Source organism: Pseudomonas sp. ANT_J28, from assembly GCF_008370005.1.
In the GTDB taxonomy this organism is placed as follows: Bacteria; Pseudomonadota; Gammaproteobacteria; order Pseudomonadales; family Pseudomonadaceae; genus Aquipseudomonas; species Aquipseudomonas frigoris.
Genome location: NZ_VOBM01000002.1, coordinates 120655 through 142045, shown reverse-complemented (window position 1 = coordinate 142045; position 21391 = coordinate 120655). Strand labels below are relative to the sequence as shown.

Below are 21391 nucleotides of genomic sequence, written 5' to 3'. Positions count from 1 at the left end.
CGTCGGCTATACCTGCTTCTACACGCTAGAACATTCGACCGGCACGTGTTCGGTTGTTTTGCCATTACTCGCGCAGGGATCGCGCGGGCCGCAGCACTCCAGGGAGGGAGATGACATGCATCAGCGAGGTTTCAGCCTGATCGAACTGCTCATGGGACTGACAATTGTCGGGATTGTTCTGCTATTGGTCAGTCCGGCGTTTGCAGCACTGACTGAATCGAACCATCGCGAGCAGGTGGCAGAGTCGCTTATCAGCGGTATACGCAACGCCAGAACCGTTGCCATCACATGCAATCAGAGCGTCGTGATTCACGCCATCAACGGCGACTGGAGTCAGGGCTGGCGGATCATTCTGGATATCAGTGGTAAAGGGGCGGAGGACAACAGCAATCCGCTGCTGGTTGAGCGCGCGAGTGGCACTCGAGTACCGATTGTCGGCAATTGGCCGGTCAGGCGATACATACGTTTCAACAGTATTGGCGAGCCACAGATGCCCGGACGGGCCTTTCAAGCGGGGACACTTCACATTTGCGCAGCTCGCGAACCGGTCACTCAGCTCCAGGTGGTGCTGGCCGCGACCGGCCGCGTCAGCCTGCGCAGCCATAAGGCTGAGCAGGCGCTGTGCCCAGGGGGCAAAAGCGTTAAAGCAGGGAGCGGACGCGCAACTCTTTAGGCATGGAGAAGGTGATGTTCTCCTCGCGACCGGCCAGTTCATCGGCGCCGGTAGCGCCCCACGCCTGCAATTGCTGGATCACGCCACGCACCAGGACTTCCGGTGCGGAGGCGCCAGCGGTGATGCCGATTCGCTCGACACCGTCGAACCAGCTCTTTTGCAGGTCTTCGGCGCCGTCGATCAGGTAGGCAGGGGTGGCCATGCGCTCGGCCAGTTCACGCAAGCGATTGGAGTTGGAGCTGTTCGGGCTGCCGACCACCAAGACCACGTCGCATTCGTCGGCCAGTTGCTTGACCGCATCCTGACGGTTTTGCGTGGCGTAGCAGATGTCGTCCTTGCGCGGGCCACCGATCGCCGGGAAGCGCGTACGCAGGGCGTCGATGACGCGGCTGGTATCGTCCATGGACAGGGTGGTCTGGGTCACGAACGCCAGTTTTTCAGGGTTGTTCACCTGCAAGGCGGCGACGTCTTTCTCGTCTTCGACCAGATAGATCGCGCCACCATTGCTGCCATCGTACTGGCCCATGGTGCCTTCGACTTCCGGATGACCGGCGTGGCCGATGAGGATGCATTCACGGCCGTCGCGGCTGTAGCGTGCAACTTCGATGTGTACCTTGGTCACCAGGGGACAGGTAGCGTCGAACACCTTCAGGCCACGACCGGCGGCTTCGGTGCGCACGGCCTGGGAAACACCGTGGGCACTGAAGATCACGATGACGTCGTCCGGCACCTGATCCAGTTCTTCGACGAAAATCGCCCCGCGAGCACGCAGGTCTTCGACGACGAATTTGTTGTGGACCACTTCGTGGCGCACGTAGATCGGCGGCCCGAAGACTTCCAGGGCGCGGTTGACGATTTCGATCGCCCGGTCCACTCCGGCGCAGAAGCCACGGGGGTTGGCGAGTTTGATTTGCATGCTGTGCCTCGTGTCTTGCGCGCAGAAAGAATGCTGACCCCGCCCGACCAGAGTCGGGCGAAGGTTTTACAGCGCTATGACGTTGATGATCTCGACGTCAAAGGTCAATGTCTTGCCGGCCAACGGGTGGTTGAAGTCGATGGTCACTTGCTCGTCATCGAATGTCTTCACCACGCCGGGCAACTCAGTATTGGCCGCATCGTTGAAGATCACCAGCAAGCCAGGCGACAGCTCCATGTCCTTGAACTGCGAGCGCGGGATGATCTGTACGTTCTGCGGGTTGGGTTGGCCAAAGGCGTTTTCCGGCTGAATCGTCAGCGTACGCTTGTCGCCAGCCTTGAAGCCGAACAGCGCTGCTTCGAACCCTGGCAACAGGTTGCCATCACCGACCTTGAAGGTCGCCGGGGCTTTTTCGAACGTGCTGTCGACGGTGTCGCCGTTCTCCAGGCGTAGTGCAAAGTGCAAAGTGACTTCCGTGTTCTGGCGGATTCGTTGCTCAGCCAATACCTGTTCAGTCATGAACGGCTTCTCCGGTTTTTTTGCTTTTGAACATGTCCAGCGCAAGCATTACGGCACCGACAGTGATTGCACTGTCGGCAAAGTTGAACGCCGGGAAATACCAGCGGTTCTGCCAATGCACCAGAATGAAATCGATCACATGGCCCAGGGCAATGCGGTCATACAGATTGCCGAGCGCGCCACCCAGCACCAGCGCCAAAGCGACGGCCAGCCAGGTTTCGTTGCGCCCCAGACGCTTGAGCCACACTACCAGCACCGCACTGACCACGACCGCGATCAGGGCGAACAGCCAGCGCTGCCAGCCGGAGCTGTCGGCCAGGAAGCTGAACGCTGCGCCCGTGTTGTAGGCCAGGGTCCAGCTGAACAAATCGGGGATCACCACGATTTGCTGATACATCTCGAGCTTGCCTTCGAAGTAAAACTTGCTGGCCTGGTCAATGACCAGGACCAGCAAACTCAACCAGAGCCAGCTCAGCCGTCCGAAACGGCTAGCCGCATTAGGCATAGTGACGAACCTCGCCAGCGCCGCTGATATTGTCGACGCAACGACCGCAGATTTCCGGATGCTCCGGGTTCACACCGACGTCTTCACGGCAGTGCCAGCAACGGGCGCACTTGGCGTGGCTCGACTTGACCACTTGCAGTTTCAAACCGCTGACTTCGGTGACCACGGCATCGGCCGGCGCCTGAACGAACGGTGCAACGGTAGCGGTCGAGGTGATCAGTACGAAGCGCAGTTCGTTGCTCAGCTTGGCCAGGTCGGCGCTCAGCGCTTCTTCGGCGAACAGCGTCACTTCGGCTTGCAGGTTGCCACCGACGGCCTTGGCCGCGCGCTGGATTTCCATTTCCTTGTTGACCGCGACCTTCACCGCCATGATCCGCTCCCAGTAGGCGCGGTCCAGCTCGACGCCTTCCGGCAGTTCGGTCAGGCCTTCGTACCAGGTGTTGAGCATCACCGATTCGTTACGCTCGCCCGGCAAGTATTCCCACAGTTCGTCGGCGGTGAATGCCAGGATCGGCGCGATCCAGCGCACCAGCGCTTCGGAGATGTGGTACAGCGCGGTCTGCGCCGAACGGCGCGCCTTGCTGTTGGCGCCAGTGGTGTACTGACGGTCCTTGATGATGTCGAGGTAAAAACCGCCCAGTTCCTGCACGCAGAAGTTGTGGATTTTGGAGTAGACGTTCCAGAAGCGGTATTCACTGTAGTGCTCTTGCAGCTCGCGTTGCAGCAGCAGGGTGCGGTCCACGGCCCAACGGTCCAGCGCCAGCATTTCTTCGGCCGGCAGGATGTCGGTGGCCGGGTTGAAGCCGGTCAGGTTGGAGAGCAGGAAGCGTGCGGTGTTACGGATACGCCGGTAAGCGTCCGCACTGCGCTGCAGGATCTGCTCGGAAACCGCCATTTCACCCGAGTAATCGGTGGAAGCAACCCACAGACGCATGATGTCGGCGCCCAGGGTATCGTTGACCTTTTGCGGCGCGATCACGTTGCCCAGGGACTTGGACATCTTGCGACCGGACTCATCGACGGTGAAGCCGTGAGTCAGCAGCTCGCGGTATGGCGCGTGGTTGTCGATGGCGCAACCGGTCAGCAACGACGAGTGGAACCAGCCACGGTGTTGGTCCGAACCTTCCAGGTACAGGTCGGCACGTGGACCGGTTTCGTGGCCCATCGGGTGCGAACCGCGCAGAACGTGCCAGTGCGTGGTGCCCGAATCGAACCAGACATCGAGGGTGTCGCTGATCTTGTCGTATTGCGGCGCTTCGTCACCGAGCAACTCGGCGGCGTCCATCTTGAACCAGGCTTCGATGCCTTCGACTTCGACGCGCTTGGCGACTTCTTCCATCAGCTCGGCGGTGCGTGGGTGCAGCTCGCCGCTTTCCTTGTTCAGGAAGAACGGGATCGGCACGCCCCAGTTACGCTGACGGGAGATGCACCAGTCCGGACGGTTGGCGATCATCGAGTGCAGGCGCGCCTGGCCCCAGGCCGGAACGAACTTGGTCTCCTCGATGGCTTTGATCGCGCGCTTGCGCAGGGTGTCGCCGGTCACAGGTTCTTTGTCCATGCCGATGAACCACTGCGCGGTGGCGCGGTAGATCAGCGGGGTCTTGTGACGCCAGCAGTGCATGTAGCTGTGTTCGATGATGCTGGTGTGCAGCAGCGCACCCACCTCGGTCAACTTGTCGACGATAGCCGGGTTGGCTTTCCAGATGAACTGGCCGCCGAAGAACTCCAGCGACGGTACGTAAACGCCGTTGCTTTGTACGGGATTGATGATGTCGTCGTTGACCATGCCGTATTTCTTGCAGGTCACGAAGTCGTCCACGCCGTAGGCTGGCGAGGAGTGAACCACACCGGTGCCAGCGCCCAGTTCGACGTAGTCGGCCAGGTAAACCGGCGACAGACGATCGTAGAACGGGTGACGGAAGTTGATCAGTTCCAGTTCTTTACCGGTGGTGGTCGCGATGACCGAACCTTCCAGGCTGTAACGCGCCAGGCACGACTCGACCAGCTCTTCAGCCAGCACCAGCAGTTTGTCGCCGACGTCGACCAGGGCGTAGTTGAATTCCGGGTGAACGTTCAACGCCTGGTTGGCCGGGATGGTCCACGGGGTGGTGGTCCAGATCACGATCGAAGCGGGTTTGCCCAGCGACGGCAGACCGAAAGCGGCAGCCAACTTGGCTTCGTCGGCAATCGGGAACGCCACGTCGATGGTCGAGGACTTTTTGTTCTCGTACTCGACTTCTGCTTCAGCCAAAGCCGAACCGCAGTCGAAGCACCAGTTCACAGGCTTGAGGCCCTTGAACACGAAACCGCCCTTGACGATTTCGGCCAAGGCGCGGATTTCACCGGCCTCGTTTTTGAAATCCATGGTCTTGTACGGGTTGGCAAAATCGCCCAACACGCCCAGACGGATGAATTCGGACTTCTGGCCTTCGATCTGCTCGGTGGCGTAGGCACGGCACAGTTCGCGGGTCTTGTCCGCACCCAGGTTCTTGCCGTGGGTCACTTCGACTTTGTGCTCGATCGGCAGACCGTGGCAGTCCCAGCCCGGAACATAAGGCGCATCGAAACCCGACAGGGTTTTCGAGCGGATGATCATGTCCTTGAGAATCTTGTTCAGCGCATGACCGATGTGAATCGTGCCGTTGGCGTACGGAGGACCGTCGTGAAGTACGAACTTCGGACGATCCTTGCCAATTTCGCGCAACTTACCGTACAGGCCAATGCTGTCCCAGCGCTGCAGAATCTGCGGTTCGCGCTGAGGCAGGCCGGCCTTCATTGGGAAGGCGGTGTCCGGAAGGTTTAGCGTGGCTTTATAGTCGGTCATTTAAGGCTCTTCATTAGCGATTGGCGCTAGGTGCGACAGGGCACGGGCGGCGGCAACATCCGCATTGATCGCCGTCTTAAGCGCCTCCAGAGAGGCGAAACGCTGCTCTTCACGCAGCTTGTGGTGGAAAACCACCGTCAAACGCCGGTCATACAGATCGCCGGCAAAATCTAAAAGATGCACTTCGAGGTGGGCTTTGCCATCCCCTTGGACCGTTGGCCGCACGCCGATATTGGCGACGCCTGGCCAGGTCTTGCCGTCGATGTCCACGTTGACCAGGTAAACCCCGGTCAGCGGCACGCGACGACGCTTGAGTTGTATGTTGGCCGTAGGCGTACCCAATTGGCGCGCCAGCTTCTGGCCATGCAGGACCCGCCCGGCAATCCGGAACGGACGACCGAGCAGTCGCTCGGCCAGGGCAAAATCGGCAGCGGCCAGGGCATTGCGGACCTGGGTGCTGCTGACGCGAATACCGTCCAGTTCCACGGTCTGCGCCGCTTCCACGGTAAAACCCTGAAGGACGCCAGCCTGTTGCAGGAAATCGAAATCCCCTACCCGGTCACAGCCGAAACGGAAGTCGTCACCGACCTCCAGATGCTGAACCCCGAGGCCGTCCACCAGAATGGTGTCGACGAATTCGCTGGCGCTGAGCTTGCTCAGGCGCTGGTTGAAGGCCAGACACAGGACCCGGTCGACACCTTCCTCAGCCAGCAGCTGCAGTTTGTCCCGTAGCCGGGCCAGACGGGCCGGTGCCGTGTCAGGGGCGAAGAATTCTCGCGGCTGCGGCTCAAATATCACCACGCAGCTGGGCACGCCCAACTCGAGCGCACGCTCACGGAGCCTCGCCAGGATAGCCTGGTGGCCACGGTGAACACCGTCAAAGTTGCCAATAGTGGCGACACAGCCCCGATGCTGGGGGCGCAGGTTGTGGAGGCCTCGAACCAGCTGCATAACGCGCTTCTTGCTCATAAAGTGGTCGATTATAACCACACCCGGCGGCCGACGACAGGCAACACCGTAACCCAAAGTGATCGAGCCGACAAAACTGCCGGCTCGCCCGTGTTTATTGAGGTCGCGACCTCAGCTCAGCGCTTTGCGATTGAAGTCGCGCAAACGGAAGCCCATCAACAGCAACATGCCGAAATAAGCCACCACTCCGGCAACGACCAATGCGCCCAGACGCAGAAACCGCTCCAGCATATGCCCTTGATCCCAGGCTGGCATGAAATGCATTCCGACCAGTAACACAGCAGACATCACCAACACTGCAATCACTAGCTTGAAACCGAACTTCGCCCAACCCGGTTGTGGCTCATACATCTGCTGCTTGCGCAGCTGATAGAACAGCAGACCGGCGTTAATGCACGCGCCGATGCTGATGGCCAGCGCCAGACCGGCGTGGGCCAACGGGCCGATCAACACCAGGTTGAACAACTGCGTAACGATCAGGGTGAAAATCGCGATTTTTACCGGCGTGCGGATGTTTTGTTGCGCATAAAAGCCCGGCGCCAGCACTTTAATCACGATAATCCCGAGCAAACCGACCGAATAAGCGATCAGCGCCCGTTGGGTCATGGAGGCGTCAAACGCGCTGAACTGGCCGTACTGGAATAAGGAAACCGTCAGCGGCTCGGCGAGAATCCCCAGTGCCAGGGAGCACGGCAACACCAGCATGAAGCACAGGCGCAGGCCCCAATCGAGGATCCGGGAATATTCCTGGCGATCCTTGCTGGCGTAGGTCTTGGCCAGGGTCGGCAAAAGAATCGTGCCCAGCGCCACGCCCAGCACACCGGACGGTAATTCCATCAAACGGTCGGCGTAGTACATCCATGACACGGATCCGGCGACCAGGAACGAGGCGAAAATGGTATTGATGATCAGCGAAATCTGGCTCACGGACACGCCGAGAATCGCTGGAAGCATTTGCTTCATGACCCGCCAGACGCCGCTGTCACGCAGGTTCAGTCGTGGCAACACCAGTAGGCCGATCTTCTTCAGGTGCGGCAACTGATAGAGCAATTGCGCCAAGCCGCCCACCAGTACTGCCCAGCCCAACGCCATGACCGGCGGATCGAAATACGGCGTCAGAAACAACGAAAAGATGATCATGCTGACATTGAGCAGGGTCGGCACGAAGGCCGGCACCGAGAAACGGTTATAGGTATTGAGGATCGCCCCGGCCAATGAAGACAGGGAGATCAGCAATATATAAGGAAAGGTCACGCGCAACAGGCGGGCCGTCAGCTCGAATTTTTCCGGCGTATCGGTGAAACCCGGCGCAGTCACCCAGATGACCCACGGCGCGGCGATCATGCCCAAAGCGGTGACCAACGCCAGCACCAGCGTCAGCAGGCCCGAGACGTAGGCAATGAAGGTTCGCGTCGCCTCCTCGCCCTTCTGGCTTTTATATTCAGCAAGAATCGGCACAAATGCCTGGGAAAATGCCCCCTCGGCGAAGATACGCCGCAGCAAATTGGGCAGTTTGAAGGCGATAAAGAAGGCGTCAGTCGCCATCCCGGCGCCAAATGTGCGCGCAATGAGAGTGTCACGAACGAACCCCAGAATCCGGGAAAGCATCGTGATAGAGCTGACGGCGGCCAACGATTTGAGCAGATTCATTGAAAGAGTTTGTGCCTGTCGATAAACAGCAGGCGAACAAAGCGCCTACTTATGCGATACTCCGCGCCGCAGCAGCACAGAGCCAAAGCTCGCGAGTTTACAGGTCAAGCGCCGGAAATAAATATCCCGCCTCTTTATACCTACCACTTAGCGGAACGTCTCAACCGCCCTTGACAAGACATCAACTCATCGGCATGATTCGCGGCCTATTTTGTTTGCTATTTCCTAAAAAGTCTTTCGAGGAGCTCGACGGTGGCCAACACACCTTCCGCCAAAAAACGTGCAAAACAGGCTGAGAAGCGTCGCAGCCACAACGCCAGCCTGCGTTCCATGGTTCGTACCTACATCAAGAATGTAGTTAAGGCCATCGACGCAAAAGACGCTGAAAAAGCTCAAGCTGCTTACGTTCTGGCTGTGCCAGTTATCGACCGTATGGCCGATAAAGGCATCATCCACAAGAACAAGGCTGCTCGTCATAAGAGCCGCCTGAACGGTCACGTCAAGGCTCTGAACCTTGCTGTTGCCGCATAAGCGATAAGCTTGTTAAAAAACCGACCCCAGGGTCGGTTTTTTATTGCCTGCGATTTAGTAAACCCAGCGCAAAAAAAATGGGAAGGGGCAGCCCCTTCCCATACTTTTGATCTTCTTTAGCTTACTGAGCCTGCGCCCATGGCAAAATCGGAATCGCCGTCACCGCATTCTGCGGACTACCTTCGATCACACGATCGCTATAGACCAGGTACACCAGCGTATTGCGCTTCTTGTCGAGGAATCGCACTACTTGCATGGTCTTGAACACCAGCGACGTGCGCTCCTTGAACACCTCGTCACCATCCTTCAACTCGCCTTTGAAGCTGATCGGCCCGACCTGACGACAAGCGATAGACGCTTCCGCGCGATCTTCAGCCAACCCCAAACCACCCTTCACGCCACCCGTCTTGGCTCGCGAGAGGTAGCAGGTCACGCCCTCAACCTTTGGATCATCAAACGCTTCGACGACGATGCGGTCGTTCGGGCCGACAAACTTGAACACCGTCGACACCTGACCAATCTCCTCGGCCGAGGCCAACAGCGGCATCGCCAACAGCAGACCCAACAATCCTTTTGCCACGCGCATTCAGGTATTCCTTCAGACCAGGATCAGGTTATCGCGGTGAACCAGTTCCGGCTCCGCCATGTAACCCAACAGACCGACAATCGCCTCAGACGACTGACCGATGATTTTTTGTGCTTCCAGCGCGCTGTAGTTGGCCAGGCCCCGGGCGATTTCGCGACCGTCCGGCGCCACGCAAACCACCATCTCGCCACGACGGAAGCTGCCCTGGACCAGCTTGACCCCCACCGGCAGCAAACTTTTGTTGCCTTTGGACAGCGCCGTCACCGCACCGGCATCCAGCACAAGCGTGCCGCGGGTTTGCAGGTGCCCGGCCAGCCATTGCTTGCGCGCCGCCAACAGGCCGCGCTCAGGCGACAGCAAGGTGCCAATGCGCTCGCCCGCCTTGAGGCGATCCAGCACGCGCTCAATACGCCCGCCAACGATGATGGTATGCGCACCGGAACGAGCCGCTAGCCGCGCAGCACGCAATTTGGTCTGCATGCCACCACGACCCAGCGCACCACCGGTACCGCCCGCCACCGCATCCAGCGCCGGATCATCGGCGCGCGCTTCGTAAATCAGGTTGGCGTCAGGGTTATTGCGCGGATCGGCGTCGAACATGCCATCGCGATCCGTGAGAATCACCAACAGATCAGCCTCGACCAGGTTGGCCACCAGCGCCGCGAGCGTGTCGTTGTCGCCGAAACGTATTTCATCGGTAACCACGGTGTCGTTCTCGTTGATCACCGGAATTACCTTCAGCTCAACCAGCGCGCGCAAGGTGCTGCGGGCATTCAGGTAGCGCTTGCGGTCGGACAAGTCGTCGTGGGTCAGGAGAATCTGTGCGGTATGCCGGCCATGCTCGGCAAAGCTCGACTCCCAGGCCTGCACCAACCCCATCTGACCGATGGCGGCAGCGGCCTGCAACTCGTGCATCGCACTGGGTCGTACGGTCCAGCCCAAGCGGCTCATGCCGGCCGCCACGGCCCCGGAGGACACCAGCACCAGCTCGACGCCAGCCTCATGCAAAGCCACCATCTGCTCGACCCAAACACCCATTGCCGCGCGATCCAGGCCCTTGCCGTCCGCCGTCAGCAAAGCGCTGCCGATCTTCACGACCCAACGCTGCGCACCTGTCACCTTGCTCCGCATCATCTTCAACCTTAGCTTGAGGACAGCGCGACCTGGCACTGCCCGTGACGTTAATCGTGGCTATTCGTGACCAACGATCGATTTCCAGATACTAAAACGCCGCTCGATTGAGCGGCGCTTAAGTTTACTGCAACGAATCAGTCACGCACGTAAATGATTTCCGGACCGTCTTCGTCATCCACATCTTCTTCGTCCCAATCATCATCGCCGATGTCGTGGACCGACTTCACGCCGCTACGGCGCAGGGCACGCTGATCATCCAGAGCCTGCAGCTGAGCACGGGCTTCGTCTTCGATGCGCTGATCGAGTTCGGCCAACTCTTCTTTGTAAACCGGGTCGTTAGCCAGGCGATCAGCACGGTCTTCCATGTAACGCATGATGTCGTGGCAAAGACGCTCGGTGCCCAGCTTGGAGATGGCCGAGATCACGTAGACCGGACCAGTCCACTCCAGACGCTCAACGATCTCCTTGACGCGAGCGTCGTGCTCTTCTTCGAGGATCTGGTCGCACTTGTTCAGCACCAACCAACGATCACGCTCGGCCAGGGACGGGCTGAACTTGGTCAGCTCGCTGACGATCACTTCCGCAGCATCCGGGGCGCTGGCGTCATCCAGCGGCGCCATGTCCACGAGGTGCAGCAGCAGACGCGTACGCGACAAGTGCTTGAGGAAGCGAATCCCCAGGCCCGCACCATCGGAAGCACCTTCGATCAGACCCGGAATGTCCGCGACCACGAAGCTTTTCCAGCGATCGACACTGACCACACCCAGGTTCGGCACCAGCGTGGTGAACGGGTAGTCGGCGACTTTCGGCTTGGCGGCCGACACCGAGCGAATGAAGGTACTTTTGCCAGCGTTCGGCAAGCCCAGCAGGCCGACGTCAGCCAACACTTTCATTTCCAGCTTCAGATCACGCGCCTCACCCGGCTTGCCCGGAGTGGTCTGACGCGGAGCACGGTTGGTACTGGACTTGAATCGGGTGTTACCCAGACCGTGCCAGCCGCCGTGAGCAACCAACAAACGCTGACCGGCCTTGGTCAGGTCGCCAATCACTTCCTGAGTAGCAGAGTCGATGACAGTAGTACCGACCGGAACACGCAGGACCAGCTCTTCACCTTTCTTACCGGTGCAGTCAGTGCTGCCGCCGTTGGAACCACGCTCGGCATCAAAGTGCCGGGTGTAACGGTAGTCCACCAGGGTGTTGAGGTTTTCGTCGGCGATCATGTAGACCGAGCCGCCATCACCACCGTCACCACCGTTCGGACCACCATTTTCAATGAACTTCTCGCGACGGAAGCTCATGCAACCGTTGCCGCCGTCACCGGCCTTTACTCGAATCGATACTTCATCAACAAACTTCATAACAAAACGCCTCTCGTCATACGGACGAGCCGAAAAACACTAAGACATAAGACTCTTGCAAAAATGAGCGCAGCGACCTCAAGCAACGACCGAAAATCCAGCTGCTTTCGCCCATCACAAACAGCTTTGCAAGAGACTCACCCCACAAACGAAAAAGCCCCGTCGCGAGACAGGGCTTTTCCAGCAACTACGTAATTATGCCGCGACGACTGCAGTCTTCGGGACAATGCTCACGTAACGGCGGTTGAAAGCGCCTTTTACTTCAAACTTGATCACGCCGTCGATTTTAGCGAACAGAGTGTGATCTTTACCCATGCCAACACCGTAACCGGCGTGGAATTGGGTGCCGCGCTGACGCACGATGATGTTGCCCGGAATGATAACCTGGCCGCCATACATCTTCACGCCAAGGCGTTTGGCTTCTGAGTCGCGACCGTTACGGGTACTACCACCAGCTTTTTTGTGTGCCATGAGTCAATTCTCCTAGTGAGGAATTAGGCTGAAATTAAGCCTGAATACCGGTGATTTTGATCTCGGTGTACCACTGGCGGTGGCCCATACGCTTCATGTGGTGCTTACGACGACGGAACTTGATGATGCGGACTTTATCGTGACGACCTTGGGAGATCACTTCAGCCACAACGGTAGCGCCAGCAACAACTGGAGCGCCGATGTTCACGTCATCGCCATTGGCGACCAACAGAACGCGATCAAAAGTAACGGATTCGCCGGTAGCGATTTCCAGTTTTTCGATCTTCAGGTATTCACCTGGGGCGACCTTGTATTGCTTGCCACCAGTAACAATTACTGCGTACGACATGGTATTTCTCCGATAATCCTGCTCACCCAGCTCTTTATAAGAAGAGGTATTGGCTGGCATGGCTGCATTGGGCTGGAAGGCCTGTTTGCAATTGCGTAAGGCAGGTGCTGCCCAGGAAGTTCAGGGTGCGCGATTGTACGCAAGCTGCCGGGGCGACGCAAGAGGCCGTCCATCGTACCTTGACACCCGCCGACGTGGGTCCTAGCATGCCGCGCAACCCTTCTGGAGCAACTGTCGCTGATGCAACCCCAAGCTTTCTACCGCGCGGTGGCGGACGATTTTAGCGCCGTCGACGGCATCATCAAGAAGCAGCTGACTTCCCGAGTGCCGCTGGTATCGAAAATCGGCGATTACATTACCTCGGCTGGCGGTAAACGCCTGCGTCCTTTATTAGTGTTGCTGTGTGGCAAGGCCCTGGGCCGCGAAGGCGATGACCTGCGCCTGCTGGCCGCGACCATCGAGTTCCTGCACACCGCGACCCTGCTGCATGACGACGTGGTCGACATGTCCGGCATGCGCCGTGGCCGCTCCACCGCCAACGCCATGTGGGGCAACGCCCCTAGCGTGCTGGTGGGCGACTTCCTGTATTCGCGGTCCTTCGAAATGATGGTCGAACTGGGCTCCATGCCGGTGATGAAAATCCTTTCGCAAGCCACGCGCATCATCGCCGAAGGCGAAGTGTTGCAGCTGTCCAAGGTTCGTGACGCCAGCACCACCGAAGAAACCTACATGGAAGTCATCCGCGGCAAGACCGCGATGCTCTTCGAAGCGTCGACCCACAGTGCTGCAGCGCTCTGCGAAGCGACATCGGAACAGACAGAAGCCCTGCGTACGTTTGGTGATCACCTGGGTGTGGCTTTCCAACTGGTCGACGACTTGCTGGACTACAAAGGCGACGCCGAAACCCTGGGCAAGAACGTCGGTGATGATCTGGCTGAAGGCAAACCGACCCTGCCGCTGATCTACACCATGCGCGAAGGCACGCCGGAGCAGGCTGCACTGGTGCGCAAGGCAATCCAGAAAGGCGGCATCGAAGACCTGGAAAGCATCCGCGAAGCCGTGGAAGCCTCAGGTTCGCTGAATTACACCGCACAACTGGCCCGTGACTACGTCGCCCGTGCGATCAAGTGCCTCGATGCGCTGCCTGCCAGCGAATACCGCGATGCATTGGTCGAATTGAGCGAATTTGCGGTCGCCCGCACGCACTGATTTTTACAGCAAGATCAAAAGATCGCAGCCTGCGGCGGCTCCTACGGGGCTGCGATCTTTCGCTGTCACCCCTCCTCCACCTAAAAACCCTATACAATGTGCGACTTTTAGCGATCCTGAATCCAAGGAACTTTAGTGAGCACGTTGCCACCCTGCCCAAAATGCAATTCCGAATACACCTACGAAGACGGCGCCCAGTTGATCTGCCCTGAGTGCGCCCACGAGTGGTCTGCCAGCGGCGAAGCCGAAGCAGTGTCCGATGACACCGTGAAAAAGGATTCGGTCGGCAACGTCCTGCAGGACGGCGACACCATCACCGTGATCAAGGACCTCAAGGTCAAAGGCACGTCGCTGGTGGTCAAGGTCGGCACCAAGGTCAAGAACATCCGCCTGTGCGATGGTGATCACGACATCGACTGCAAGATCGACGGCATCGGCCCGATGAAGCTCAAATCCGAGTTCGTCAGAAAAGTCTGAGCCTGCTGTATTCCATCCCGCGTCCTGCGTGGGATGGTGCCTCACCCTCCCCCGCTTCGCCCAACATCCCTCGCAATAGCCAAACGCCAGCCGTTTTGACCTTACGCAGCGTTTACCCTTAAAAAAACACAAACTGCCAATAGCTCCTTGCTATTTGATGAATAAGAATTATTCTCATTGAAATCCATCAATGGAGATGAGACCCATGACTTATTTGATCGACGCCTGGCTGGACCGCCCACACCCTTACCTCAGGATCCTGCATCGGGAAACAGGGGAAGTCTGTGCGGTGCTTGAAGAGGAAGCCTTGAACGAGCTGCAGGATCAGGGTGATCTGGACGTCAACGGCTTGAGTTCCAGCGAGCCGTTGGTGCTCAAGGAACTGGTGCGCAATCTGTTTCTGTTCTGCTATGCCCGGGCATTGCGCCCGACAAGCGAACTGCACCACAAGATCGAAATATGAAAAACGCTGAAAAACCCTGTAGGCAAAGCGCCTACAGGGTTACGGTCTTACAGAACGTCGAGCAGTTCGACGTCGAATACCAGTACGCTGTGCGGCGGAATGCTGCCAACGCCTTGAGCGCCGTAAGCCAGCTCGCTCGGCACGTACAGACGCCATTTGCTGCCGGCGTTCATCAGTTGCAGGGCTTCGGTCCAGCCAGCGATCACGCCGCCAACCGGGAATTCTGCAGGCTGACCACGATCGTAGGAGCTGTCGAACACAGTACCGTCGATCAGGGTGCCGTGATAGTGAGTACGTACTTGATCTTCACGGGTTGGCTTGGCGCCTTCACCCTGAGTCAGCACTTCGAATTGCAGGCCGGAAGCCAGGGTGGTGATGCCATCACGCTTGGCGTTTTCAGCCAGGAATGCCAGGCCTTCGCCAGCAGCGGCTTCAGCTTTGGCAGCAGCTTCAGCTTGCATGATTTCGCGAATGACCTTGAAGCTCGCGGACATTTCTTCCTGACCCACACGGCTTTCCTTGCCGGCGAAAGCGTCGGTCAGGCCTGCCAGGATCGCGTCCAGGCTAACGCCCGGTGGCGGATTGTCGCGCAGTTGATCGCCCAGCTGACGGCCAATACCGTAGCTGACGCGGGTTTCGTCGGTGGACAGATTTACTTCGGACATGACACTGCTCCGCTGTGCGGACGGCCCTGGAACTTGCCGTGCATGCACAGCGCATCCCGGAGCGCCCGGAACCAAAAGGGCGAGCAGACTAGCACAGATGCCGTCGCGCTGATGAGAGTGCGTCAGCCCTACAAGGCTCAACGGAAGGCGATCGGCACCTTCAGATTTTCCCCGGCACTGGCACCGAGTCCGCACATTTCGTCATGAACCGAGGTATGCACAAGGTTGAACGGCAAGCTGGGAAAGGCATGAAGTACTTCACGCGCATGCTCGACCGAACGAAGATGAAACATCTGGCCGTGGTTATCACTCAGCGGATACGCCGCGCCATGCATCCGCGCTTCCAACAAGTAGATCCCGCCTTCCATCGAGATCAGGTTGAGCTCATCGACCTTCCCGGCGATGGCATAAGCATTCAACTCTTTCAGGTCCATAAACGCACCTCACGCAATGGCGAGCCAAGATCCTTACAGGCATAGGCCTCGGCGCATCAAAGTACAAGCCAGAAACGACACCGCCCGTCTGTTTCGCAACAGACGGGCGGTTTGGTACAGCGATAAAAGGCGATCAGTGCTTGGTCAGCTTATCCAGATAACCCATGGCAAACGCCGAAATCACGAAGGTCATGTGGATGATCACGTACCACTTCAAATGCTCGGGATCGACGTTCTTGGCGTCCATGAAAATCCGCAGCAGGTGGATGGACGAAATGGCCACGATGGAAGCGGCCACCTTCATCTTCAATGAAGAGGAATCCATGGTGCCCAGCCAGTTGAGCTTTTCCTTGTCGTCGTCGATGTCCAGTTGGGAAACGAAGTTCTCGTAACCGGAAATCATCACCATCACCAGCAAACCGCCCACCAGCGCCATATCGATCAGCGAGAGCAGCACCAGAATCAGATCCGACTCGGCCATCGAGAACACGTTAGGGATGACGTGGAAGACTTCCTGGAAGAATTTCAGCGCCAGGGCCAGTAGCCCAAGGGACAGACCGAAGTAGATCGGCGCCAGCAGCCAGCGACTGGCGTACATTGCATTTTCGATAAAGCGTTCCATTAAATCTCACACAAGGCCTGGAAATTGCCGCGAGTATATCAGCCACCCGTTACACCCAGAAACCGTCGGGAAATCCGCAACCTGCGCGTGTGTGACAAGGTTTTTCTGCTAGTGTCCAAAGTATTGACAGCTCAGCGACATCGGACAGGAAGACGGGAAATGGATGTGCGATTGCCTTTAACGAGCGCCGGCATTTGCCTGGCCTTGCTGATGAGCGCCTGCTCACCCAGCGATGAGAAGCGCCAGGTCAGCCTTGAGGAAAAGACTGCGCAGTTCGAGAAGTCTCTGGATGCGATTCAGGACCCAAAACTCAAGGAAGCCGTGGCTGAACTCGGCGGCTCACTGTTGTTGCTCGAGCGTGCGCAACTCAAGCTCGACAGCAAACCGGTGGAAACAGAATATGGCGAAGACGCCCTCGCCGTCCTCAAGCACTATCCGACGCCCCAGGCCTTGGTCGACACGTACATCAACGGTCTGTTCGTGCTGCACAAGGACTCCAGTTCCGACTACCTGACCGATCTGCAACCGGTGTTCCCTTTCAACTTCAACATTCCGGCCGCGTTTCTCTTTCCCCATGGCCTTGAATGGCAATCGGTAACCTTGAGCAACAAACGCGTCATCCCGTTTCAGCCGGAATGGTCGGAAACCGATCCGGGCATTCAGCTCAGTCCGTCGAGCTCCAACCTGACCAACCCCGATGATTTGACGGTGACCTACCCCTTCATCGATGGCCTGGACGTGGACAAAAAGAACCAGCCACAACCGGTGAGTCTGCAAGGCAAGGTGGAAGTCATCGCGCCGCGCCGGCTCTACAGCTTCGACCTGACGAAAAAGGACGTTGGCCAGACTCGCACCAATGACAACCTCAGCGTCACCCTGCTGAACCTTGCAAACAACTACGCCGAAATCGAATTCAACAACAGCGCGCCACTGGCCCCCGAGGTCAGCGAAACACCGTTGAACCCGCTGATCGTCCAGGCCAAGGACAGCACCGGGCAATTTCTCTCGCGCTCAGGCTCGATCAACGAGACCTCCGCACAAATAGCCTTTTATCAAAAGCAACTGGCAAAATTGCAACAGCAGAAAGCCTGGAGCGAGAGCTTCGAAAAACAGATCGATGAAGAGCAGCGCGCCTTTGAGAAGCAACAGAGCCGCCATTATTCCAAGGTGTACTTCAACGGGCCGATCGAAACTCTTGAGGTCAGCGTACTGGACTTTTCAACCGCCACAGTGACCCGCAAGGACCTGAACCTGCCGGTACTTCGCTTCGACCCACACACCACGCAAAAGACCATACAGCCACTGACGCTGCCGGTGGTGGTGTACGACGACCAGGCCCCGATGTGGCTCAAGGGCGCCACACTTGGCGAGGAACAACTGAAAAAGAGCGTCAGCATCAGTCAGTCGGTCGAAGACCCCAGTGCTGCGCGTATCGAGTTCGATCACCCCAAAAGCTTCAATGATGAGCTGCTTGGCACCTCCTTCAGCCCCGGTGACAGCCCGGTCAGTTTCTTTACCGAGGACGGTAACGGCAAACGCGATGAGCCGATCGAATTGCCGCCTGAGGCTTACCAGGTCGATCCCCTGCGCGGCACTATCACCTACGACTTGAACCTGTTTCCAGAAACCCCCGCTTACGCGGTGGGCTCCATGCCGCTGTTTCTCGCCACCGTCGAAAAGAAAACCATCGACGCCCACCAGTTGCCCAAAGGGCTGGTGCTCAAAGGCAATGCGCTGGTGGTTGATCTGAAGCAGTTTCCCGCCCAGGACTGGCGTTTCTTCGCCAAGGACGACAGCGGCAATTATCTGAAGGAGATTCTGGCGGTCAGCCACGATGCGAGCGCAGAAGGCCCGGCATTATTGGGCGTGCATTATTTCTACGGACAGCCTGCCCGTCTGGAAACCTATCAACGAACCGATCTCTCCACCGTGCAATATGGTTTCGAGGTCAAACTCGACAAGGCAGACACGTCCAACCTTGCTCAATAGCCTGTTCAGTGCTCGGGCCGAAACTCAAAACCTCCAGAGTTGCGGCAGCGGCCACCATTGATTTCCCGCAGCTGAGCTTGCAGGTGCAGGCACCAGATTTGCGGATCATCGGCCAGCTCATAGCCGTGCAGGGTGAGACTTTCAACAATGGTGTCGAGGATCGACTCAGCCACAAAGGGGCCATGAAACGGGCCCTGGGCTTTGATGGCAGAAGGTTGTTCGCCGGCCATTCCGGCGGCGAAGAGCAAGGTCCACATGCCCGTATCCCCCGCCAATGGGCGGATGGCACACTCGATACGGGTCACAAGGCCCAGGCATTGACGGGTGAGGCAGAGGTTGCGCGACATGGCGGCGACCCTCGGTAGATCCGGTATTCAGCCCCCACGGGAGGGCTGTCTCGATCCAGTGATTACTGTCGATATCCTTGACCTGAGAATAGAGGAAAAGTCTGACTAGCACGTCAAGTGAGACCAGAAGGCGCCGAATGGTCATTGTGTGAATATTGACGCCAGACTGATGGCACTGATCGTCCCCACGCTCTGTGGGAACGATCACCGTTTTAGGCGGGCTTTGTCTCCACCAAGGCTTCCTGCGCCAACTCTTTCTCGGCTTCCTTGAGGTCTTCTTCGCTGATCATTTCAGCGATGACCCGCAAGCGTTCCACCACCCGCGCGTTAACGCTACCTTCAGGGAACTGGCCATCGGCGTCCGGCGCACCGGCCGGCTCGCCGACCAACAGGCTCAAGGCTTCATCAGCCTGGCGCACGGCGTAGACGTGGAACTGCCCCGCGCGCACCGCCGTCAGCACTTTCTCGTCGAGCATCAGCGTGGCAACGTTGGCGTGGGGAATGATTGCTCCCTGTTCACCCGTCAGCCCGCGGGCTTCGCAGAGTCGGAAGAAGCCTTCGATCTTCTCGTTGACCCCACCCACCGCCTGCACTTCACCGAACTGGTTGATCGAACCGGTGATCGCAAAGCACTGCTTGAGCGGGGTTTTCGACAGCGCCGAAATCAGCGTGCAAGCCTCGCCCAGTGACGCACTATCACCATCGACGTAACCGTAAGATTGCTCCAGGGCGATACTGGCGGAAATCGCCAGCGGGAATTCCTGGGCGTATCGGCTGCCCAAATACCCCGTGAGGATCATCACGCCTTTGGAGTGAATCGGCTGGCCAAGATTGACCTCGCGCTCGATGTCGACGATGCCGCTACCGCCCGGATACACCGTGGCGGAAATCCGCGCCGGCACACCGAACGCCGAGTCGCCAACCTCCAGCACTGTCAGCCCATTGCATTTGCCCACCGCCGCGCCGTCCGTGTCGATCAGGATGATCCCGGCCAGCATGTCATCGAGAATCCGCGCCGAGACGCGCCCGGTACGCGTGGCCTTGGCCTTGAGCGCACGTTCAATGTGCCCGGCGTCGGTCATTTCGTCACTGGCCAGTTGGCGAATGAAATCCGCCTCGCTGACCAGTTGGAACAAATCACCGATCCGCGCCGACAAACGCCCCTGGTGCTCAGCCAGGCGAGCACTGTAAGTCGCCAGACGCGCCACCGCATCAGCGGTCAGCGGCGCCATGCCTTCTTCGGAAGTGCGGGTCTTGAGCAACTGGGCGAACTGCTCCAGGCTTTCGTCGACCATCGGGATGTCTTCGTCGAAGTCCACCAGGACGCGGAACATCTCCTGGAAGTCCGGATCGAGGTCCTGCAGCGTGTAGTAGAGCTGCCTGGCGCCAATGATGACGACTTTGACCTGCAGCGGAATGTGCTGCGGTGTCAGGGTTACGGTGGCGAAACGGCCCATCTCGCCCAGCGGCGATTCCATTTTCAATTTGCGCGATTGCAGCGCGCGTTTGAGCGCATCCCACACGAATGGCTCGCTGAGCATTTTTTCCGCTTCAAGAATCAAGAAGCCGCCGTTGGCGCGGTGCAGCGCACCCGGACGCAACTGTCGATACGTGGTGTAGAGCGCGCCCTGATCGGTGGTGTACTCGATGCGGCCGAACAGGTTTTCGTAAGTCGGGTGCGGCTCGAAGACCACTGGCGCACCGCCGCTGAACGGATGACCGACTACCAGGCTCGGCGCGTATTGCTCTTCCAGCAGCTTGCGGGCGATGGCGTCCGTCTTGCTGTCGTCCACCAGTTGCTCGACCACGGTCTTGAGCAGATATACCTGCATTGCTTGCAGGTAACCGCAAACGCCGGCGTTTTCCGCATACTTTTCCGACAGCGGCGCGAGCAAGGGTTGCAAGGCCAGGGTAATGGTTTCTTCGTTGAGCTGGCGCAGTTGATTGCTCGACTCACGCTTCCACTGCGGCAGGCTGGCGAGCTCTTCGTTCAGCCGCTCTTCCAGCCACGAAATATCGTCATGAAAACGCTCGCGATCGGCTTCCGGCAACTGGGCAAATTCGGCCTCGTCCACGGCCTTGCCTTCGCTCATCGGCGTGAAGGCGATATTGGTGCTGTCGCGGTACAGCGCAACGTCCTTCTCCAGCGCCAGGCGCTCGATCACATCCAGCGCCTTGTCGTAACGCTGGTTGAAGGCGCGGTCGATGGCGCTTTTCTTCTGCTGGTAGGACGGGTGCTCGAACACGGCAGGAAAAGTCGCCAGCAGGTTGTCGATCAAGCCGTTGATGTCATCGATAAAGGCACCGGCGGTGCCAGAGGGCAATTCCAGGGTGCGAGGTTCGCGAGGATCATCGAAATTGTTGACGTAGACCCAGTCCGCCGGGGTCTGCAGGCGTTTGCCTTCGGCTTTCAGGTAGCGTTTGACGAAAGAAAACCGGCCGGTGCCGGGCTCGCCCATGACGAATACGTTGTAACCGGGGCGTGGCATTGCCACACCGAACTGCAAGGCTTCGACCGCACGTTCCTGGCCAAGCACACCGCGGAAGGGCTCCAAATCATTGGTGGTAGAGAAGCTGAACTGTTCAGCGGAAAACGGACGGGTCAGCGCTTCGGGCGCTAGACGCAAGCTGGCAGCAACAGGATCAGGCATCGGGCTTCCTTACATCAGGCGGGGCAGATAGCGGCATTCTGGCGCTGCC

General features: G+C 58.4%; 22 protein-coding genes. 6 read left to right on the top strand and 16 right to left on the bottom strand.

Going from position 1 to position 21391, the window contains the following annotated elements:
• Positions 1 to 115: 115 nt before the first annotated feature.
• Positions 116 to 673: a GspH/FimT family pseudopilin gene (locus tag FQ187_RS01725; protein ID WP_149628231.1), complete on the top strand. Its 558-nt coding sequence runs from the start codon at positions 116 to 118 to the stop codon at positions 671 to 673.
• Here FQ187_RS01725 and ispH read toward each other — a convergent pair.
• The 6 genes from ispH to murJ form a co-directional block, all read right to left on the bottom strand.
• Positions 642 to 1589 carry a 4-hydroxy-3-methylbut-2-enyl diphosphate reductase gene (gene ispH / locus FQ187_RS01720; protein ID WP_033054296.1) on the bottom strand — a complete coding sequence of 316 codons (948 nt, stop codon included), beginning with the start codon at positions 1587 to 1589 and terminating at the stop codon, positions 642 to 644. The genes FQ187_RS01725 and ispH overlap by 32 nt on opposite strands.
• A gap of 66 nt (positions 1590 to 1655) precedes the next feature.
• Positions 1656 to 2093, bottom strand: a complete 438-nt coding sequence (gene fkpB / locus FQ187_RS01715; RefSeq protein ID WP_178122661.1) for an FKBP-type peptidyl-prolyl cis-trans isomerase — start codon at positions 2091 to 2093, stop codon at positions 1656 to 1658.
• A 7-nt stretch (positions 2094 to 2100) separates the two neighbouring features.
• A complete protein-coding gene (gene lspA, locus FQ187_RS01710; protein WP_149628168.1) occupies positions 2101 to 2613 on the bottom strand; it encodes a signal peptidase II in 513 nt (170 codons plus the stop codon).
• Positions 2606 to 5437, bottom strand: a complete 2832-nt coding sequence (ileS, locus tag FQ187_RS01705; RefSeq protein WP_149628167.1) for an isoleucine--tRNA ligase — start codon at positions 5435 to 5437, stop codon at positions 2606 to 2608. Before ileS ends, lspA begins: the two co-directional genes overlap by 8 nt.
• On the bottom strand, positions 5438 to 6388 hold the full coding sequence (gene ribF / locus FQ187_RS01700) for a bifunctional riboflavin kinase/FAD synthetase (RefSeq protein WP_056742826.1): 951 nt from the start codon (positions 6386 to 6388) through the stop codon (positions 5438 to 5440). It lies immediately after the preceding gene.
• Positions 6389 to 6517: 129 nt separating this feature from the next.
• Complete coding sequence (gene murJ / locus FQ187_RS01695; protein ID WP_149628166.1) at positions 6518 to 8056, bottom strand: murein biosynthesis integral membrane protein MurJ; 1539 nt, start codon at positions 8054 to 8056, stop codon at positions 6518 to 6520.
• A 252-nt stretch (positions 8057 to 8308) separates the two neighbouring features.
• On the opposite strand from murJ, the gene rpsT reads away from it, so the two are divergent.
• Positions 8309 to 8587 (top strand): 30S ribosomal protein S20, encoded by a 279-nt coding sequence (gene rpsT, locus FQ187_RS01685; protein WP_008154937.1) that lies wholly within the window; start codon positions 8309 to 8311, stop codon positions 8585 to 8587.
• Between the two features lie 121 nt (positions 8588 to 8708).
• Here rpsT and FQ187_RS01680 read toward each other — a convergent pair whose 3' ends face one another.
• From FQ187_RS01680 to rplU, 5 genes are all read right to left on the bottom strand, one after another.
• Positions 8709 to 9173, bottom strand: coding sequence for a CreA family protein (locus FQ187_RS01680; RefSeq protein ID WP_033054290.1), 465 nt, complete (start codon positions 9171 to 9173; stop codon positions 8709 to 8711).
• Positions 9174 to 9185: 12 nt separating this feature from the next.
• Complete coding sequence (gene proB / locus FQ187_RS01675) at positions 9186 to 10304, bottom strand: glutamate 5-kinase (protein ID WP_123514526.1); 1119 nt, start codon at positions 10302 to 10304, stop codon at positions 9186 to 9188.
• Between the two features lie 137 nt (positions 10305 to 10441).
• Positions 10442 to 11665 carry an Obg family GTPase CgtA gene (gene cgtA / locus FQ187_RS01670; protein WP_149628165.1) on the bottom strand — a complete coding sequence of 408 codons (1224 nt, stop codon included), beginning with the start codon at positions 11663 to 11665 and terminating at the stop codon, positions 10442 to 10444.
• 195 nt (positions 11666 to 11860) lie between these two features.
• Positions 11861 to 12136, bottom strand: coding sequence for a 50S ribosomal protein L27 (gene rpmA / locus FQ187_RS01665; protein WP_046048788.1), 276 nt, complete (start codon positions 12134 to 12136; stop codon positions 11861 to 11863).
• A gap of 34 nt (positions 12137 to 12170) precedes the next feature.
• Positions 12171 to 12485 (bottom strand): 50S ribosomal protein L21, encoded by a 315-nt coding sequence (gene rplU / locus FQ187_RS01660; protein WP_003176051.1) that lies wholly within the window; start codon positions 12483 to 12485, stop codon positions 12171 to 12173.
• A 240-nt stretch (positions 12486 to 12725) separates the two neighbouring features.
• Between rplU and FQ187_RS01655 the strand changes: the two genes are divergently transcribed.
• From FQ187_RS01655 to FQ187_RS01645, 3 genes are all read left to right on the top strand, one after another.
• Positions 12726 to 13694: a polyprenyl synthetase family protein gene (locus FQ187_RS01655; protein WP_149628164.1), complete on the top strand. Its 969-nt coding sequence runs from the start codon at positions 12726 to 12728 to the stop codon at positions 13692 to 13694.
• 135 nt (positions 13695 to 13829) lie between these two features.
• On the top strand, positions 13830 to 14171 hold the full coding sequence (locus FQ187_RS01650) for a zinc ribbon domain-containing protein YjdM (protein WP_008154270.1): 342 nt from the start codon (positions 13830 to 13832) through the stop codon (positions 14169 to 14171).
• Between the two features lie 205 nt (positions 14172 to 14376).
• Positions 14377 to 14634: a hypothetical protein gene (locus FQ187_RS01645; RefSeq protein ID WP_149628163.1), complete on the top strand. Its 258-nt coding sequence runs from the start codon at positions 14377 to 14379 to the stop codon at positions 14632 to 14634.
• A gap of 47 nt (positions 14635 to 14681) precedes the next feature.
• Here FQ187_RS01645 and FQ187_RS01640 read toward each other — a convergent pair whose 3' ends face one another.
• The 3 genes from FQ187_RS01640 to FQ187_RS01630 form a co-directional block, all read right to left on the bottom strand.
• Positions 14682 to 15299 carry an FKBP-type peptidyl-prolyl cis-trans isomerase gene (locus FQ187_RS01640; protein WP_046048787.1) on the bottom strand — a complete coding sequence of 206 codons (618 nt, stop codon included), beginning with the start codon at positions 15297 to 15299 and terminating at the stop codon, positions 14682 to 14684.
• Positions 15300 to 15436: 137 nt separating this feature from the next.
• Entirely contained in the window at positions 15437 to 15733 is a 297-nt protein-coding gene (locus FQ187_RS01635) for a DUF6482 family protein (RefSeq protein ID WP_149628162.1), read from the bottom strand.
• Positions 15734 to 15866: 133 nt separating this feature from the next.
• Complete coding sequence (locus tag FQ187_RS01630; RefSeq protein ID WP_033054284.1) at positions 15867 to 16355, bottom strand: TIGR00645 family protein; 489 nt, start codon at positions 16353 to 16355, stop codon at positions 15867 to 15869.
• Between the two features lie 159 nt (positions 16356 to 16514).
• On the opposite strand from FQ187_RS01630, the gene FQ187_RS01625 reads away from it, so the two are divergent.
• Positions 16515 to 18344: a hypothetical protein gene (locus tag FQ187_RS01625; protein WP_149628161.1), complete on the top strand. Its 1830-nt coding sequence runs from the start codon at positions 16515 to 16517 to the stop codon at positions 18342 to 18344.
• A gap of 5 nt (positions 18345 to 18349) precedes the next feature.
• Here FQ187_RS01625 and FQ187_RS01620 read toward each other — a convergent pair whose 3' ends face one another.
• Together FQ187_RS01620 and FQ187_RS01615 are read right to left on the bottom strand one after the other, a co-directional pair.
• Entirely contained in the window at positions 18350 to 18691 is a 342-nt protein-coding gene (locus tag FQ187_RS01620; protein WP_074871047.1) for a hypothetical protein, read from the bottom strand.
• Between the two features lie 212 nt (positions 18692 to 18903).
• Complete coding sequence (locus FQ187_RS01615; protein ID WP_149628160.1) at positions 18904 to 21342, bottom strand: Lon protease family protein; 2439 nt, start codon at positions 21340 to 21342, stop codon at positions 18904 to 18906.
• Between the last annotated feature and the right edge of the window lie 49 nt (positions 21343 to 21391).